At 69.8% G+C, this 17,811-nt stretch carries 14 protein-coding genes; 7 read left to right on the forward strand and 7 right to left on the reverse strand.

From position 1 onward, the window contains the following. Window positions 1-53: 53 nt before the first annotated feature. The 3 genes from CIK71_RS07415 to CIK71_RS07425 all read right to left on the reverse strand — a co-directional run bounded on the left by CIK71_RS07415 (window position 54) and on the right by CIK71_RS07425 (window position 3,278). Window positions 54-974, reverse strand: a complete 921-nt coding sequence (locus tag CIK71_RS07415) for a carbohydrate ABC transporter permease (RefSeq protein ID WP_096164560.1) — start codon at window positions 972-974, stop codon at window positions 54-56. Then, window positions 971-1,921, reverse strand: coding sequence for a carbohydrate ABC transporter permease (locus CIK71_RS07420; RefSeq protein WP_096164561.1), 951 nt, complete (start codon window positions 1,919-1,921; stop codon window positions 971-973). Before CIK71_RS07420 ends, CIK71_RS07415 begins: the two co-directional genes overlap by 4 nt. A 73-nt stretch (window positions 1,922-1,994) precedes the next feature. Next, window positions 1,995-3,278, reverse strand: a complete 1,284-nt coding sequence (locus tag CIK71_RS07425; protein WP_176485584.1) for an extracellular solute-binding protein — start codon at window positions 3,276-3,278, stop codon at window positions 1,995-1,997. A gap of 152 nt (window positions 3,279-3,430) precedes the next feature. Here CIK71_RS07425 and CIK71_RS17690 point away from each other — a divergent pair, with 152 nt between their 5' ends. Next, window positions 3,431-3,619 carry a hypothetical protein gene (locus CIK71_RS17690; RefSeq protein ID WP_147272034.1) on the forward strand — a complete coding sequence of 63 codons (189 nt, stop codon included), beginning with the start codon at window positions 3,431-3,433 and terminating at the stop codon, window positions 3,617-3,619. 132 nt (window positions 3,620-3,751) lie between these two features. Here CIK71_RS17690 and mmsB read toward each other — a convergent pair whose 3' ends face one another. The 3 genes from mmsB to chvE all read right to left on the reverse strand — a co-directional run bounded on the left by mmsB (window position 3,752) and on the right by chvE (window position 7,718). After that, complete coding sequence (gene mmsB, locus CIK71_RS07430; protein WP_096164562.1) at window positions 3,752-4,933, reverse strand: multiple monosaccharide ABC transporter permease; 1,182 nt, start codon at window positions 4,931-4,933, stop codon at window positions 3,752-3,754. A 9-nt stretch (window positions 4,934-4,942) separates the two neighbouring features. Further along, the gene (gene mmsA, locus CIK71_RS07435; RefSeq protein ID WP_096164563.1) at window positions 4,943-6,484 is read right to left on the reverse strand and encodes a multiple monosaccharide ABC transporter ATP-binding protein; all 1,542 of its coding nucleotides are present in this window, start codon (window positions 6,482-6,484) and stop codon (window positions 4,943-4,945) included. Between the two features lie 82 nt (window positions 6,485-6,566). Then, window positions 6,567-7,718: a multiple monosaccharide ABC transporter substrate-binding protein gene (gene chvE / locus CIK71_RS07440; RefSeq protein ID WP_096164575.1), complete on the reverse strand. Its 1,152-nt coding sequence runs from the start codon at window positions 7,716-7,718 to the stop codon at window positions 6,567-6,569. 433 nt (window positions 7,719-8,151) lie between these two features. On the opposite strand from chvE, the gene CIK71_RS07445 reads away from it, so the two are divergent. The 6 genes from CIK71_RS07445 (at window position 8,152) to CIK71_RS07470 (ending at window position 16,426) form a co-directional block, all read left to right on the forward strand. After that, a complete protein-coding gene (locus tag CIK71_RS07445) occupies window positions 8,152-9,174 on the forward strand; it encodes a LacI family DNA-binding transcriptional regulator (protein WP_096164564.1) in 1,023 nt (340 codons plus the stop codon). A gap of 137 nt (window positions 9,175-9,311) precedes the next feature. Continuing rightward, complete coding sequence (locus CIK71_RS07450; protein ID WP_096164565.1) at window positions 9,312-10,958, forward strand: xylulokinase; 1,647 nt, start codon at window positions 9,312-9,314, stop codon at window positions 10,956-10,958. A gap of 51 nt (window positions 10,959-11,009) precedes the next feature. Further along, window positions 11,010-11,798 (forward strand): L-ribulose-5-phosphate 4-epimerase, encoded by a 789-nt coding sequence (locus CIK71_RS07455; RefSeq protein ID WP_096164566.1) that lies wholly within the window; start codon window positions 11,010-11,012, stop codon window positions 11,796-11,798. Between the two features lie 166 nt (window positions 11,799-11,964). Next, on the forward strand, window positions 11,965-13,473 hold the full coding sequence (araA, locus tag CIK71_RS07460; RefSeq protein WP_096164567.1) for an L-arabinose isomerase: 1,509 nt from the start codon (window positions 11,965-11,967) through the stop codon (window positions 13,471-13,473). A gap of 246 nt (window positions 13,474-13,719) precedes the next feature. Next, a complete protein-coding gene (locus tag CIK71_RS07465; RefSeq protein WP_096164568.1) occupies window positions 13,720-15,012 on the forward strand; it encodes an FAD-binding protein in 1,293 nt (430 codons plus the stop codon). A gap of 88 nt (window positions 15,013-15,100) precedes the next feature. Next, window positions 15,101-16,426 (forward strand): alpha-galactosidase, encoded by a 1,326-nt coding sequence (locus CIK71_RS07470; RefSeq protein WP_158541912.1) that lies wholly within the window; start codon window positions 15,101-15,103, stop codon window positions 16,424-16,426. Here the strand turns inward: CIK71_RS07470 and CIK71_RS07475 are convergent. Next, entirely contained in the window at window positions 16,411-17,253 is an 843-nt protein-coding gene (locus CIK71_RS07475) for a DUF1206 domain-containing protein (protein ID WP_096164570.1), read from the reverse strand. The genes CIK71_RS07470 and CIK71_RS07475 overlap by 16 nt on opposite strands. Between the last annotated feature and the right edge of the window lie 558 nt (window positions 17,254-17,811).

The raw sequence follows: 17,811 nt of genomic DNA on the forward strand, positions 1-17,811 counted from the left end.
CGCCATGCCGTCCCGGTGTGCAGGTGGGAGCTGGCGCGGCCGGACCGACCGGGTCAGGTGCCGGCGATACCGGTGGTCGCGATGCCCTTGATGATCTGGCGCTGGAAGAACATGAACACCACGATCAGGGGCAGTGCGGCGAGCACGGCCTGGGCCATGTTCTGCGCGTACTGGATGCCATAGGCGCTGATCACCGTCTGCAGGCCCGTCGGCAGCGTCATGAGGTTCGCGTCGTTGACGACGATGAACGGCCACAGGAAGTTGTTCCACGCCCCGATGAACACGAAGATCGCGACCGCGCCGAGGATCGGCCGGGACAGGGGAAGGACGATCGACCGGAAGATCCGGAAGCGGCTCGCGCCGTCCATCAGCGCGGCCTCCTCGAGCTCGAAGGGGATCTGGTCGAAGAACTTCTTGAGGATGAACACCATCGGGGCCGCGACCACCTGCGGCAGGATGATGCCCCACAAGGTGTCCACCAGGTTCAGCGAGAGCATGAGCTGGAACAGGGGCACGATGAGGATCTGGCCGGGGATCATGATCGACGCGATGATCAGGGAGATCAGCATCGTGCGGCCCGCGAACCGCAGCCGCGAGAGGGCGTAGCCGGCGAGCGCCGAGATGGTCACGGTGATCGCGGTGACCGCCGCCGAGGTGATCAGGCTGTTCCAGGCCCAGCGCGGCACCAGGCCCTCGGAGAGGACGTTCGCGTAGGCCTTCAGGGTGAAGCCGCTGTCGGGGATGATCGAGACCGGCATCGCCGCCGCCTCGGCCTCCGTCTTGAGCGAGGTCAGCGCGGCCCACAGCACCGGGACCAGCCAGGACAGCGCCAGCACGGCGAGGATCACGAAGGCGATGATGCGGGCGGGGGTGGGCTTCTTCCAGCGCCGGGTGACGCTCAGGCTCACCGCGGGAGCCTTCACCGCGGGCACGCTGGTGCCGAGGGCGGGACTGGTGGGGGTCGCGGCGCTCATGCCTTCACACTCCGTCGGGACGAGATCACCATGTAGGCGATCGAGACGATGAGAATCAGGAAGAAGAAGATGTAGGAGATCGCCGAGGCGTAGCCCAGGCGATATCCGGTGAAACCGGCCTCGTAGATGTAGACCAGGATCGAACGGGTGCTGCCACCGGGCCCGCCAGAGGTCATCTGATAGATCTGGTCGAAGACCTTCAGCGAGGCCAGCAGCTGCAGCACGAGCACCAGCACCGTGGTCGGGGCCAGCTGGGGCAGGGTGATCGAGAGGAACTTCCGCCATCCGCCGGCGCCGTCGAGCGACGCCGCCTCGTAGAGCTGGTCGGGGATGTTCTGCAGAGCGGCGAGGTAGAGCAGGAAGTTGAAGCCGACGGTCCACCACACGGTGGTGATGACCACCGAGATCATGGCGGTGCTGGGATCCTGCAGCCAGGCGGGCCCGGTGATCCCGAACCAGCCCAGGAACGTGTTGATCAGGCCCAGCTGGGGGTTGTACATCCAGTTCCAGAACTGCGAGACCACGGTCGAGGCCAGCAGGAACGGCAGGAAGAACGAGAGCCGCCAGAACCACTGACCGGGTAGGCCGATGTTCACCAGCACGGCGAGCAGCATGGCGACCAGCACCAGGGGGATGGTCGAGAGGATCGTGAACCAGGCGGTGTTGCCCAGCGAGCTCCACACCTCCGGGTCCCCGAGGGCCTCCTTCCAGTTCGCCAGTCCCACGAATCCGGTGTTGGTGCCAGCCAGGCTGGTGCCGGTGAAGCTCATCCACAGCCCGTAGACGGTGGGCCAGATGAGGAACAGGAGGAAGGCGACGAGGAACGGCGAGCAGTAGAGCCAGCCGCGCAGGTTGTCGGCGCGGCGTCGGCGGGCGCGCCCGGCGGAGAGATGGTCGGCCGGGGCGGTGTCCCGGGTGGGGCCGGCGAGGCCCTCGGCGGTGGTCATCGGTCGTCTCCTTCGACGGACGGACGGGGCAGCCCGGGTGCGGCGGGCGCGGGGAGGTGGTGTCGCACGGCGATCACATCGGGGTCGGCTTGAGCAGCAGGGCGTTGATCCGGGCGACGAACGCGTTCCAGCCCTCAAGGGGGTCGGTGCGCCGGGCCCAGACGTTCTGCATGTCGTTGCCGAAGTAGGTGTGGAAGTCGCTGCCGGAGCCGGTGAACCAGGCCGGCGGGTCGTAGACGAGATGGTCGACCGCATCCGCGTAGTGCGACTGCGGGACCAGATCGGCGTAGGCCGGGTCCTCGATCACCGGGGAGTAGGCCGGGATGTGCCCCGCCCCGGCCCAGGTGATCGAGTTCTTGAGCAGATAGGCGACCGCCGCGTGCACGTTGCGACGGCGGTCCTCGTCCGGGGTCATCTGGTGGGGCAGCACGAAGGCGTGGGAATCGGCGTACGCGACGGGCTCCCCGAAGACTCCGGGGACCATCGTCATGTCGAAGGGCACGCCCTCGTTGCGGTAGCTCCCCGACTCCCAGACGCCGCCGTAGAAGGCGCCGGAACCGCCGGTGGCGAATTCGGAGATCGCCGTGCCGCCGTCATGGCCGGGATTGCCGACCTCGCCGTCGATGAGCGAGAGGATCCATTCGATCGCCTGGATGACGATCTCCTCCTGGTACTCCATCTTCCCGCCGATCGGCAGGTCGATCGTGCCGCCGAGCTGGGAGTAGTAGGTGGAGAACATGCGCCACTGGTTCGAGCCGTCCCCGAGGTAGCCCCAGGACAGCCCGTACCCGCTGGGGGCCTTCGCGCCGAGCTCGAGGGCGAGCTCGCGGAAGTCCTCGGGGTTGTCGGTGGGCAGGAGCAGGCCATCGCTGCCGAGCACTCCGGCGGCCTCGGCGATGTCGGTGTTGTAGTAGAGGACGAACGGGTGGGAGTCCAGGGCGATCGCCGTGAGCTTGCCGTCGACCACCATCTTCTCCCAGATCAGCTCCGGGAAATCCTCCTTGGCGACACCGAACTCGCCGAACAGGTCCAGGTCCCATTCGTCGAGCAGACCGCCCGGGGCGTAGCCGGGGACTCGCGCCGCATGCATGATCGCCAGGTCCGGCGCGCGGCCGCCGGCGGAGGCCATCGCGAGCTTCGTGTAGTACGGGGCGCCCCAGGCCAGGACGGTCTGGGTGACCGTCGGGGCGCCATCGGTGGCCATGTAGCCGTCGAGCATCTCGCCCATGGTCACGCCGTCGGGACCCGAGAGCAGATGCCAGAACGCGATGTCATCGGCGGCGCGGGCGGCGGTGCCCGCGCAGCCGGACAGCGCACCGAGGCCTCCGAGCGCCGCGAGGGCGCCGGCTCCCTGCATGAGCGTGCGTCGGCCGACGGCGGGGCCGCCGCGCGGGCCGCTCCCCGGGTGAGCCCCCGGGGCAGCCGGCCGGGGGCCCAGGGCCCCGGCGCGTGAAGAACCAAGCGTCATCGTGTCCACCTCTTCGTGGTGGGGCGCGGTCGCCGCGGTGCATGCCGCCGACGATCACCGCCCGCATGTCGTCGGATCGTGATGGTGCCCTGAATTTACATCGTTGTAATGTGAGCGTCAACACCCCGGCCGTCCTCCTCGCCGTCACCCCCGGCGACTCCCAGCCGGTCGCCGACGGAAAAGCGCCGGACGCTTTCCCGCGCGACGCTCCCGCAGGTCACGCGGCGTGACCGCGCAGCGGGGCCGACAATGGCGCCGACACGGGGCCAACACGGGGCCGACGATGCACGACGGCGCCCTGGGCATCTCTGCGGAGATGCCCAGGGCGCCGTGCGCCGCAGCCCGTCAGGCGGGCTCGCGGATCACGCTCCGGTCGCGGAGCGCTTCTTGTTCCAGACGTCGAAGGCGACGGCCACGAGCAGCACGACGCCGCGCACGACCGACTGGGTGGACTGGTCGATGCCCATGATCTGCATGCCGTTGGACATGACGGCCATGATCAGACCGCCGATGATGGCGCCGTGGACCTTGCCCACACCACCGGTCACCGCCGCGCCGCCGATGAAGGCGGCCGCGATCGCGTCGAGCTCGAACATGTTGCCGGCGCCCGGCTGGGCGCTGTTGGAACGGGCCGAGTAGACGATGCCCGCGATCGCGGAGAGCAGGCCCATGTTCACGAACAGGAGCATGTTCACCCGGCGGGTCTTCACGCCCGAGAGCTGCGCGGCCTGGAGGTTGCCGCCCATCGCGTAGATGTGTCGGCCGAAGATCGTCCGCTGGCTGACGAAGCCGTAGATGAGCACGAGGGCGGCCAGCAGGATCAGCACCACCGGGAGTCCGCGCGAATGCGCGAGCTGCCAGGCGAAGGCCATGACCACGACGGCCACTGCGGCGTTCTTGAGCCAGAACAGCGGGAACGCCTCGACCTGCTGCTTGTACTTCAGCTTCGCCAGACGCCCCCGGTACTGCTGGATCACGAACACCACGATCAGCGCCGCCCCCAGGAACAGCGTGAAGGCGTCGTACCCGTTGCCGCCGAAGATCCCGTTGAGGAACCCGCCGGAGATGTACTGGTACTCCTTGGGGAACGGGGAGAGCGAGACGTTGCCCAGCACCTGCATGGTCAGCCCGCGGAAGATGAGCATGCCCGCGAGGGTGACGATGAAGGCCGGGATGCCCACGTAGGCCACCCAGAAGCCCTGCCACAGCCCCACCAGCACGCCGGTGCCCAGCGCCGCGAGGACGCCGAGCCACCAGGGCATGCCGTGGCCGATCACCACGACGGCAGCGACGCCGCCGGTCAGCGCGACCACGGAGCCCACCGACAGGTCGATGTGCCCGGCCACGATGATCAGCACCATGCCGATCGCGAGGATCAGGATGTAGGAGTACTGCAGCACCAGGTTCGTGAGGTTGCCCGGGCTCAGCAGGGCACCGTTCGTCAGGATCGTGAACAGCACGATGATGAACACGAATGCGACGTAGATGCCGCTCTGACGCATGTTCCGCGTCAGGAGTTCTTTGATGTCAGAAGTTCCCGCCATGAGGCGCGCTCACTCCCTCTCCATGGTCATGAGCTCCATGAGGTGCTCCTGCGTGGCGTCCTGCACGGCGGCCTCACCGGTGATGCGGCCTGCGGACAATGTGTAGATGCGATCGGAGAGCCCGAGGACCTCGGGCAGCTCCGAGGAGATGACGATGATCGCCTTGCCGGCCTCGGCGAGCTCGTTGATGATCGAGTAGATCTCGAACTTCGCGCCGACGTCGACGCCGCGGGTGGGCTCGTCGAGGATCAGCAGATCGGGCTCGGTGTACAGCCACTTGCTGAGCACCACCTTCTGCTGGTTTCCTCCGGAGAGCTTCCCGACCGGGGCCATCACCGTCGGCGTCTTGATGTTCAACGAGGAGCGGTAGCGCTCGGCGACCGCGATCTCCTCGTTGCCGTTGATCCAGCCGCCGGTGGTGATCTTGCGCAGGGACGCCGCGGTGACGTTGGTGCGGATGTCCTGGATCAGGTTCAGCCCGTAGCGCTTGCGATCCTCGGAGACGTACGCGATGCCCGCGTTGATCGCGTCGGCGACCGTGTGCATCTGCACCGGCTTGCCGTGCACATACGCTGTACCGCTGATGTCGCGGCCATAGGAGCGGCCGAACACGCTCATCGCGAGCTCGGTGCGTCCAGCACCCATGAGGCCCGCGATGCCGACGACCTCGCCGGCGCGCACGTTCAGCGCCGCTCCGTCGACGACCGTGCGGCCGGGCTGGGTGGGATGGTTGACGTGCCAGTCCTCGATCCGGAAGATCTCCTCGCCGATCTCGGCGCTGCGCTCCGGGTAGAGGTTGTCGATGTCGCGCCCCACCATGCCCTTGATGATGCGCGGGATGAGGGTGCGCTTCTCATCGACCGGGACGTCCATGTCGATCGTTTCGATGGTCGACCCGTCGCGGATGACCGTCGTGGCGTCGGCGACGGCAGCGATCTCCCCCAGCTTGTGGCTGATGATGATGCTGGTGACGCCTTCGTCGCGCAGTCCGCGGATGAGGCTCAGCAGGTGCTCGGAGTCGTCGTCGTTCAGCGCCGCCGTCGGCTCGTCGAGGATCAGCAGGCTCACGTTCTTGGTGAGCGCCTTCGCGATCTCGACCAGCTGCTGCTTGCCCACGCCCAGCTGGCCCACCGGCGTGACGGGCTTCTCCTTCAGGCCGACGCGCTCGAGCAGCTCGGCGGCGCGCGCATTGGTCTCGTGCCAGCTGATCACGCCCCCCTTGGTCTGCTCGTTGCCGAGGAAGATGTTCTCGGCGATCGACAGGTGGGGCACCAGGGCGAGCTCCTGGTGGATGATCACGATGCCCTCGGCCTCGGAGTCGTTGATGGTCGCGAAGCTGACGGGACGACCGCGGAAGTGGATCTCGCCCTCATAGGTGCCGGCCGGCTCGACACCGGAGAGCACCTTCATGAGCGTGGACTTGCCCGCGCCGTTCTCGCCGCAGATCGCATGGATCTCGCCGGCGTCGACCGTCAGGGACACGTCCTTGAGGGCGACGACGCCGGGGAATCTCTTGGTGATGGACCGCATCTCGAGGATGTGTTCGGTCAAGGGGCCCTCCTTCGGGCTGGGGCCCCGGCGCCGCGGTCTCGCGCGCGCCGGGACCCACCGGGATTCTGCTGCGTGCGGCCGCTCAGAGCTGGCCAGCTTCGACCTGCTCCTCCGTGTAGTACCCGGAGTCGACCATGATCTCCTCGTAGTTGTCCTCCAGCACCATCTGCACCTCGAGCAGGTACGACGGCACGACCTTCTCGCCGTTGTCGTAGGTCTCGGTGTCGTTGGCCTCGGGGTCGTCGCCGTTGAGGATGGACTCCGCGGCGACGATGGCCTGGTCGGCGAGGTTGCGGGTGTCCTTGAAGATGGTCGAGGACTGCACGCCGTCGGCGATCAGCTTGATCGAGGCGATCTCGGCGTCCTGCCCCGTGACGATGGGCAGGCCTTCCTCGATCGTCGGGCCGAGGCCCGCGTTCTGCAGCGCGTTGATGATGCCGCGCGACAGCGGATCCGCCGGAGCGAGCACCCCGGACAGCTCCTCGCCGCCGTTGTAGTGCGTGGTCAGCAGGTTCTCCATCCGCTTCTGAGCGGTCTCCTGCTCCCAGCGCTGGGTGGCGGCCTGATCGATGTCCGTCTGCTTGGACAGCACCACGAGCGTGCCGTCGTCGAAGTACGGCTGGAGGGTGTCGATCGCGCCCTGCCAGAACAGGTGGGCGTTGTTGTCGTCCAGGGAGCCGGCGAACAGCTCGACGTTCAGCGGGCCCTCCGGCGCGTCGTCGGCCGCCTCGAACTTCTCGTCCAGCAGGCCCAGGCCGTACATCAGCGCATTGGCCTGGTTCACACCCACCTTGTAGTTGTCGAAGGTGACGTAGAAGTCGACGTTCTCGTTGTCCGTGAGCAGGCGGTCATAGGCGATGACCGGGATGTTCGCGGCAGCTGCCGCATCGAGCTGCGAGGAGAGCGAGGCGCCGTCGATCGAGGCGATCAGCAGGACGCTCACGCCCGCGTTGACCATCTGATCGATCTGCTGCTGCTGCGTGGGGATGTCGTCCTCGGCGTACTGCATGTCGACCGTGAAGCCCTTGTCCTCCAGGCCCTCCTTGATGTTGTTGCCGTCAGCGACCCAGCGCTCGTAGGTCTGCGTCGGCATCGCGACGCCGACGGTCTGCTCGCTGGGAGCCGCGTCGGTGTCGGGACCGCCGGATCCGGCGCCCTCGCCGCCGCAGGCGGCCAGTCCGAGTGCGGCCGCCGTGGCGGTCGCTCCGAGCATGAAGGTTCTGCGGTTATGCATGGTCATGTGGTCTTTCCTCCTCGAAATCACCGTCTGCGCCCTGCAGCAGGGGACGACCCGTGGTGCCGCGCATCCCCGCGGACGCCCTCGCCCGCTGTGGAGCCGACTCGAGGTCGGCTGATGCCCGGACCCGGTGGGCCGGTGTCCATGGTCCGCACGCCATCGGTGGCGTGGGACGCCCCGAATGCTAACGTTCACATCACCGAAGATGTCAACCAAATCACGTCCTGCGGGTCACAAGTCGGCAACGACTTACCACTGGTCGGTTCCTTGGTGGTCCCTGACCTGCTGTGAAACGATTCCGCAGGTCATGACGCACCCGACCCGTCCTGGACCACCCCGTCGGGTCACCCACGATTCCCAGGGCCACCCACGAACCCCAGGACCCCCAGGACCCCCAGGACCGTCAGAACGTCCGGGAAGGAGCAGAGGCATGGACGTCTCTTCCCGCCGCCCCTCCATGGCGGACGTCGCCGCGCGCTCCGGCGTCTCGTACCAGACCGTCTCCCGGGTGCTCAACGAGCCGGACATCGTCAAGCCCGCCACCCGCTCCCGGGTGCGCGAGGCGATCAGCGAGCTCGGCTACACCCGTAACCGCGCCGCACGCGCCCTGAAGACCACCCGTTCATCGTTGATCGGCATGCTCACCGACGGTTCGGCGCTGTTCGGCCCGACGGAGACCACCACCGCGATCGAATCGGCGGCGCGCAGGGCCGGCTACTCCGTGCTGCTGACGACGGTCGGCGCGGAGGACGGCGCCGGGCGCGAGGTGGGCGGGGAGCTGCTGGGCTCCGGCGCCGACGGGATCCTCGTCGTCGCCGCCCACGAGGGCATGGTCCCGGCCGTCTCCACGGCGGCGCGCTCGACCCCCGTCGTCGCCGTCGCGGCCCGCTCGCTGCAGATGCAGGGCATCGAAGTGGTCGGCGTGGACCAGCGGCTCGGGGCACGGCAGGTCATCGAGCACCTCGCCCGCACGGGCGTCCGCTCCGTGGTGCACGCCGCCGGCCCGCAGGACTGGTTCGACGCCCGCTCCCGCCAGGAGGGCTTCGAGGAGGCGATCGCGCTGCACGGGCTCGACGGCGCCGTCGTGGGCCCCGGGGACTGGACCCCGCGCTCCGGCTACGAGCTCACCAACGCCCTGGTCAGGGACGGATTGCCCGAGGCGATCTTCGCAGCGAACGACATGATGGCGATCGGGGTGCTCCACGCCCTGCACGAGCATCGGATCCGGGTCCCGGAGGACTGCGCCGTGGTCGGCTTCGACAACACGCTCGGGGCGGAGTTCCAGGTGCCGTCCCTGACCACGGTCGCCCAACCCTTCGCCGAGCTGGGCCGACTCGCCCTGGAGCGGCTGCTGCACCTGCTCGAGGGGACGGAGCTGCCGCCCGGCACGCCCAGCACGCTGCCGCCGCGGCTCGTCGTGCGTCGTTCCACCCGGCCCGAGCGCACCCACTGACGCGTCGGGCCGAGCCTGGTGAGTCCCCGGCCGGCCCCGACCCGCTCCTGATCCGCTTCTGATCCGCCCCTGATCCGTGTCGGCGCGCCCGCAATGTGAACGTTGACATCGCGTCCGGGAGCTGGTGGGATGGGGGCATGACGCACGCCGACGTGTCCTCAGCAGACCACACCGCCGCAGGCGCGGCCGCCCTTCTCGAGGCCGGCCGTCCCCACCTCGGCCTCGAGCTCGGCTCGACCCGTATCAAGGCCGCCCTCATCGACGACTCCGGTGCCGTTCTCGCCACCGGATCGCACGCCTGGGAGAACGAATTCTCCGACGAGAGCTGGACCTACTCGCTCTCGAACGCATGGTCCGGGATCCAGGACTGCTACGCGGATCTCGTGCGTGACGTGCGCGAACGCCACGGTGTCGAGCTCACGGGCCTGGCGAGCATCGGCATCTCCGCCATGATGCACGGCTACCTGGCCTTCGATGCCGAGGGCGAGCAGCTGGCGCCCTTCCGCACCTGGCGGAACACCTACACGGCGGACGCCTCCGCACTGCTCAGCCGCACCCTCGAGCTCAACATCCCGCTGCGATGGAGCGTCTCCCACCTGCTCCACGCCATCCTGGGCGGGGAGGAGCACGTGCCGCGGATCGCCCACCTCACCACGCTCGCCGGCTACGTCCACTGGCAGCTCACCGGCCGCCAGGTGCTCGGCGCCGGGGACGCGAGCGGCATGTTCCCGCTGGCCGCGTCCGGCGATGCCTTCGACCCCGAGCTGCTCGAGCGCTTCGCGGCGCTCGACGAGGTAGCCGACGTCCCGTGGAACCTGCCGGACATCCTCCCCGAGGTGCTCGTGGCCGGGCAGGACGCCGGCTCCCTGACCGCCGAGGGCGCCGCGCTGCTGGATCCCTCCGGCGCGCTGCGGTCCGGCGCCGTCGCCGCCGCCCCCGAGGGCGATGCCGGCACGGGCATGGTCGCCACCCAGGCGGTGGATCCGCGCACCGGCAACGTCTCGGCCGGCACGAGCGCCTTCGCGATGGTGGTGCTGGAGGGTCCGCTGTCCGGCCCGCGCGAGGAGATCGACCTGGTCACGACGCCGTCGGGCGATCCGGTCGCGATGATTCACACGAACAACTGCACCAGCGACCTCGACGCGTGGCTGGGCATCTTCGGTCGCTTCGCCGAGCTGCTGGGCCGCCCCGCCGATCCCGAGGAGCTCTACAGCACCCTCTTCGGGGCAGGGGCCGACGGCGAGGCCGACGCCGGCGGCGTGCTGAGCTACAACTACGTCTCCGGCGAGCATCAGACCGGCGTGCCCTCCGGACGGCCTCTGCTGGTGCGCGAGCAGGAGGCCCGCTTCACGCTCGAGAACTTCATGCGCTCCCAGCTCTACGGCGCCTTCGGGGCGCTCGCGGTGGGCATGGAGGCGCTGCTCAAGGACGAGGGCGTGCAGCTGGACGTCATGTACGCCCACGGCGGTATCTTCCGCACCCGCGGCATCGCCCAGCAGGTGCTGGCCGATGCCCTCGCGACCCCGGTCGCCGTCGGCGAATCCGCCGGGGAGGGCGGCTCGTGGGGCATGGCGCTGCTCGCGGCCTACACCGCTCGCACGGCTGCGGCCGACGGGTCTGCACCGACCTCTCTCAGCAGCTTCCTGTCCGAGGAGGTCTTCGCCTCGCAGGAGCTCAGCACGCTCCAGCCCGACGAGGCCGGGATGGCCGGGCACGCCACGTGGCTGGAGAGCTACCGCACCGGTCTGCAGGTCGAGCGCCTGGCCGGGGAGCTGCTCGACTGACCCCGTCCCCTCGTTTCCTCCCACCACCCCTCCCAGCCCAGGAGTCGCCCCATGACCCAGCCCCTCGTCCTCACCGACCTCCCCCGGTCCACGCAGGAGGCCGTTGCCGCGACCCGTGAGCGCGTCGCCGCGCTGCACGCCGAGCTGCCGCGCAACGGACTCGTGGTCTGGACCGCCGGGAACGTCTCCGAGCGCGTGCCGGCGACCTCCCCCGAGGTGCCCGGCCTGCTGGTCATCAAGCCGTCCGGCGTCTCCTACGACGAGCTCACACCGTCGACGATGGTGGTGTGCACGCTGGACGGCGCGAAGATCGTCGATGGCACCCCGGATTCCCTGACCCCGTCCTCGGACACCGCGGCCCACGCCTATGTCTACGAGCACATGGACGAGGTGGGCGGCGTGGTCCACACCCACTCGACCTACGCGACCGCCTGGGCGGCGCGCGGCGAGGAGGTCCCCTGCGTGCTCACGATGATGGCCGACGAGTTCGGCGGGCCGATCCCCGTGGGCCCCTTCGCCATCATCGGCGACGACTCCATCGGCCGGGGCATCGTCGAGACCCTGCGAGGCTCCCGCTCCCGCGCCGTGCTGATGCAGAACCACGGCCCGTTCACGATCGGCAAGGACGGCCGTGATGCCGTGAAGGCCGCCGTGATGTGCGAGGAGGTGGCCCGCACGGTGCACATCTCCCGCCAGCTCGGCCAGCCGCTGCCGATCGACGCCCGGCACATCGACTCGCTGTTCGACCGCTACCAGAACGTCTACGGACAGCGCAGCGACGCCGCGGAGCCCGCGGCCGACGCCCTCGCCGACGCCGACGACGGCATCGACGCCCACTGACCCGCCGCACACTGCGCGGGCACCCGTGCCCCGCGCTCCTCGCACCGTGCACCCCACGCCCTGCACTTCTCGCAGGCCGCACGCTGCACCCCCGCGACCCGCACCCCGCACACCGCACTCCGCACTCCGCACTCCGCACCTGCTCATTCGACCGCTAGGACACCCCATGCAGAACCCCTTCGAAACCCGCGAGATCTGGTTCCTGACCGGCAGCCAGGGCCTGTACGGTCCCGAGACGCTCGACCAGGTCGCCGAGCAGTCCCGTGTGATCGCCGAGACCCTCGACGCCGGCTCGTCGATCCCCGTGAAGATCGTCTGGAAGCCGGTGCTCACCGACCGCGACGCGATCCGTGAGATCGCGCTGGCCGCGAACGCGGATCCCGCCTGCGTGGGCGTCATCGCCTGGATGCACACCTTCTCCCCGGCGAAGATGTGGATCCAGGGCCTCGACGCCCTGCGCACCCCGCTGCTGCATCTGCACACGCAGGCGAACGTCGAACTGCCCTGGTCCACGATCGACATGGACTTCATGAACCTGAACCAGGCCGCGCACGGCGACCGCGAGTTCGGCTACATCGCCACCCGCCTGGGCGTGAACCGCAAGACCGTCGTGGGCCACGCGAGCGATGAGGGTGTGCAGGAGAAGGTGGGCCGCTGGGCCCGCGCCGCCACCGGCTGGGCCGAGATGCACTCTCTGAAGCTGGCGCGCTTCGGCGACAACATGCGCAATGTCGCCGTCACCGAGGGCGACAAGACCGAGGCGGAGCTGCGCCTGGGCGTCTCCGTGAACACCTGGGGCGTGAACGACCTGGTCGAGGTCGTCGACGCCGTCGAGGACAGCGCGATCGACGCGCTGGTCGCCGAGTACGAGGAGCTGTACGACGTCGCCCCCGAGCTGCGCGCGGGCGGGGAGCGCCACGACGCACTGCGCTACGGCGCCCGCCAGGAGCTGGGCCTGCGCTCGTTCCTCGAGCAGGGCGGCTTCGGCGCGTTCACCACGAACTTCGAGGACCTCGGCGGGCTGCGCCAGCTGCCCGGTCTCGCCGTGCAGCGCCTGATGGCCGACGGCTACGGCTTCGGCGCCGAGGGCGACTGGAAGACGGCGATCCTGGTGCGGGTGGCTGCGGTGATGGGCCACGGCCTGCCCGGCGGCGCGTCCCTCATGGAGGACTACACCTACGAGCTCACCCCGGGCAGCGAGAAGATCCTCGGCGCCCACATGCTCGAGGTCTCCCCCTCGCTGACCACCGCGAAGCCCACCCTCGAGATCCACCCGCTGGGGATCGGGGACCGCGAGGACCCGGTGCGCCTGAAGTTCACGGCCGACGCCGGACCCGCCGTGGTGGTGGCCCTGAGCGACATGCGCGAGCGCTTCCGACTGATCGCCAACGTGGTCGAGGTCGTGGAGCCCGACCACGACCTGCCCAACCTGCCGGTGGCCTGCGCCGTCTGGGAGCCCGCCCCGGACTTCGCGACCTCCGCCGAGTGCTGGCTGACCGCCGGCGCCGCCCACCACACGGTGATGAGCAATGCGGTGGACCTCGAGGTGTGGGAGGACCTCGCCCAGATCGGCGACCTCGAGCTCGCCGTGATCGACGAGGACACCACGGTGCGCTCCTTCGCCCAGGAGCTGCGCACCAACCAGGTCTTCTACCGCCTCGGCCAGGGCTTCTGACCGACCGGGCCCGGTCCGCGGGCGCGAACCGGGCGGCCGGGCCCGGTCCGCGGGAGCGATCCAGGTGGCCGGGCCCGGCACCGCGCCGGGCACCGCGCGCCGGGCACCGCACGCCGGGCCCGCGCGCCGGATCACGCGAACCACCGAAGTTTTGCACCCGCACGACCGATGCGGAGCGCAACATAGGTCGTGCGGGCGCAAAACTCGTTCTCCTCATCCACGGCAGACCACGAAGAGGTGGAGCGCATGCCCCCTGACGACATCCCGCGGGAGACCCCGCTGGCCCGGCCCGGGCTGAGCTGGTCCGGCACCGTGGACTACGGGCCCGGCCCGCTGCATGCTCCGACGTCGGTCCCCGAGCTGCAGGCGCTCGTGGGCCGCAGTCGACGGCTCCGAGCGCTCGGCACACGGCACTCGTTCTCGCAGGTCGCGGCGAGCGACGGTCCGCTGGTGAGCCTGGCCGCGATGCCGTCGGACCTCGAGTTCGACACCGCCGCCCGCACCGTGCGGGTCGCGGCCGGGGTGCGCTACGGGGAGCTGGCCGTCGCGGCGGCCGAGCACGGTCTGGCCCTCGCGACCATGGGGTCGCTCCCCCACATCTCCGTCGGCGGCGCGAGCGCGACGGGCACCCACGGCTCCGGTGACCGCCACCGGTCGCTGGCCTCCTCGGTGCGGGCCGTCGACCTCGTCACCGCGAACGGCGACCTGCTGGCGCTGTCCCGGGAGGACGACCCCGCGATCTTCGACGGGGTGGTCCTGTCGCTCGGCACGCTCGGGGTGGTCACGCACCTGACGCTGGACCTGGTGCCCGCGTTCGCCATGCGGCAGACGGTGCACCTCGACGTCGCCGACGGCGCCATGACCAGCGCGGCACTGGACGAGATGCTGGGCGCGGGCTACAGCGTGAGCCTGTTCCACCGCTGGGACGGACGCATCGCGCAGGCCTGGGTGAAACAGGCCGTCGGTGTGGACGACGAGCTTCCCGAGCTGTGGCACGGCGGGCATCGGGCCACCAGGGCGGTGCACCCGCTGCCCGATCTGCCCGCGGAGCCCTGCACGGACCAGAGCGGTGCATCGGGGCCGTCGCACGAGCGTCTGCCGCACTTCCGCTTGGAGTTCACGCCGAGCAGCGGCGAGGAGATCCAGTCCGAGTACTTCGTGGCGCGCGCTCAGGTGGCCGAGGCGCTTGCCGCCGTGATGCCGCTCGGCGAGCGGATCCGCCCCTTGCTGCATGCCTCCGAGGTGCGCACGGTCGCGGCCGACGACCTCTGGCTCTCCCCCGCGTTCCATCGCGACAGCTCCTGCGTGCACTTCACCTGGAAGCAGCTTCCGCGCGAGGTCGAGGCCCTGCTGCCGGAGATCGAGGAGCGTCTGGCCCCGTTCGCGCCCCGACCCCACTGGGGCAAGGTCTTCACCACCGCCCCGGGGACGGTGCGCGCGCAGTATCCCCGTCTGCCGGACTTCCGGGCCCTGCGGGATCGGCTGGATCCCGAACGGGTCTTCCGCAATACCTATGTCGACCGTCTGCTCGGAGAGTGACATGACCACGCCTCCTGCCCCGTCCGGGGCCCGGACCGTCGCCGCGGCACCCGCTGCGCCCCGCCCGGCCGATCCCTCGCGTCCGCCGATGGGCTGGAACAGCTGGGACTGCTACGGCACCACGGTGACCGAGGAGGAAGTGCTGGCCAATGCCCGTTTCCTCGCCGAGCATCTGCTGCCCTTCGGCTGGGACACGGTGGTCGTGGACATCGACTGGTCCGATCCGTCGGCCCGCTCCCACGGCTACAACGCCGACGCCCCGCTCGCGATGGACGAGCACGGCCGGCTGCTCCCGGATCCGGGCCGCTTCCCGAGCTCCGCCGACGGCGCCGGGTTCGCCCCGCTGGCCGCGCAGATCCATGCCCTCGGCCTGCGGTTCGGCATCCACGTGATGCGCGGGATCCCCCGGCGCGCGGTGGCGGCGAACACCCCGCTCATCGGCTCCCCGCTGCGTGCGGCGGACATCGCCGACGAGACCAACGCCTGCGAGTGGAACCCGGACATGGTGGGCATCGACCATGCCGTGCCGGGCGCCCACGCCTACTACGACTCGGTGCTCGCGCTGTACGCGGACTGGGGCGTGGACTTCCTCAAGGTCGACGACATGCTGTGGCCCTACCAGGCCGCCGAGATCGAGACCTTCACCGCGGCGATCGACCGCTGCGGCCGGCCGTTGCAGCTGAGCCTGTCCCCGGGCCGCGACCTCTCGCTGACCAGGCTCGATCACCTGCGCGAGCACGCCACGATGTGGCGGATCTGCGACGACCTGTGGGATCGGTGGGAGGACGTGGAGGCGAACTTCGCGCGCTTCGCCCGTTGGGCGCCGTTCTCGGGACCCGACGGCTGGGCCGACGGCGACATGCTGCCGCTGGGCCGGATCGGGATCCGTGCCGAGCGCGGCGAGCCCCGCGATTCTTCGCTGACCCCGCACGAGCAGGTCGCGCTGATGACCCTCTGGGTGATCGCCCGCTCGCCGCTCATGGTGGGCGGTGACCTGCCCAGCTCCGATCAGGCGACGATCGCGCTGCTGCAGAACGCCGACGTGCTCGAGGTGCTCCACCGCTCCTGCGACAACCGGGAGGTCTTCCGCGAGGGGGCGCTGGTCCTGTGGTCGGCCGACGGGGCGGGCGGGACGCGCTATGTCGCCGCCTTCAACCTCGGCGAAAACGAGCTCACGGTCTCGCTCGACAGCCAGGACGTGGGGCTGCCCGCGCGGATCGAGGGCGAGGTCAGGGAGCTGTGGAGCGGGGCCGCTGTACCCGTGCGCGCCGTGACGGAGCAGTCCGACGCCGCCCGCGGCGTGGCCCCGGGCTCGACCGCGATCGACCTGCGGATCCCCCGCCACGGGGCAGTGCTGCTGCGTCACCGGTGTCATCGGTCGAGGCCTGAGGCTCCCGGTCACATGTCCTGGTAGCGCGAGCGGAGGAAGCAGTAGACCCCGAAGACGATCAGGCCGATGCCGAGGAGCAGCAGGACGATCCGTCCCTCCGGCACCCCGGACAGTGCCTGCAGCGCTCCGTCGAGGCCTGTGGCCTTCTGCGGCTCCGCGGCGATACCGGCCCATCCGAGCAGCGCCCCGACGGCCACCAGGGCGATTCCCTTCGCGATGTACCCGAGAACCCCGGTGACCCGGAGCGCGAGGCCGACCGTGCGGTGCCCGCTGCGCTCGAGCTGCTGGAGGAACCGACGGCCGGCTCCGATGACGACGAAGCCGACCCCGATGCTGATCACCACGCCCGCGGCGAGGACCACCGCGACCCGTCCGGCCCCGCCGCCGAGCAGACCGGCCGTGGCCGACTCCGTCTGCGCGCTCGAGGAGGCTCCGCCACCAGCGGCGAACCTCAGCACGGTCGCTGCCAGCCCTGCGTAGATCACGGCCCTGCCCGCCCATCGCAGGCACTGGGTCAGGGCCGAGGTCGCCGACCGCGCACGCCGCGCCGAGAGCCACGCTCGCAGAGCCGACCACACCGCGAGCGCCGTCATCGCGATCCCACCCGTCCACAGCAGGACCCGCCCGCCCGGTGCCTGCGCGATCGCGCTGATCGCTCCGGACTGGTCGGCGCTGCCGCTGGGGTCCCCGAAGGCCAGCTGCACGGCGAACCATCCGATCAGCAGGTGCACCAGCCCGCTCATGAGGAACCCACCCCGAGCGATCACTTCGAGGGCCGGCTCGTCGGCCGCAGATTCGACGGCCTCCTCCACCGGCGCTGAATCGCCTTGCGCGTCTCGGTCAGCGTTCATACCCGCACTGTAGAGCGCTGTGGTCTGCGGTCACCTCGCGCCCTGCGCCCGAGCCCGCCGCCCCACGGTCGGGACACCGCCGCCGACGCGGTGAAGGAGCGACGCCCCCGTCAAGAAGGTCGTCCATCCGGGGGCGCCCATCGAAGTCGCGGCCGCCCCCTATGACTGGTCGGGAACATCCCGTTTCAGTAACGAGTCATCTCGCTGCGGCCAGATTGCATAACCTTCGCACGTCTTGCATGAGCCCTGACCTGTACAGATACCGCTCCACGAGGAACACTCTCCAGGGAAAGCGCTCTCGGCAACACGCGGCAACACTTCACGCTTCCCGCCCGGAAGGCGCACATTCATAGACCACCAGCAAGCGACGCCGGTCACACCCACCCAGGGAGAGACCGTCGTGGCGCGCAGGTGATGTCTGGGCTCGCTGACCGCCGGTGGTCGACGAATCGCTCGCTGATGAGCTGTCCAGTGCACGTAACCGCCCGTAGTCGCACTCCTCCTCCGAAGGGACCGCAAAGATGCTGTCACGACGTTGGGACTGATGCACGATCAGGT

The organism is Brachybacterium alimentarium, assembly GCF_002332425.1.
Classification (GTDB): Bacteria; Actinomycetota; Actinomycetes; order Actinomycetales; family Dermabacteraceae; genus Brachybacterium; species Brachybacterium alimentarium.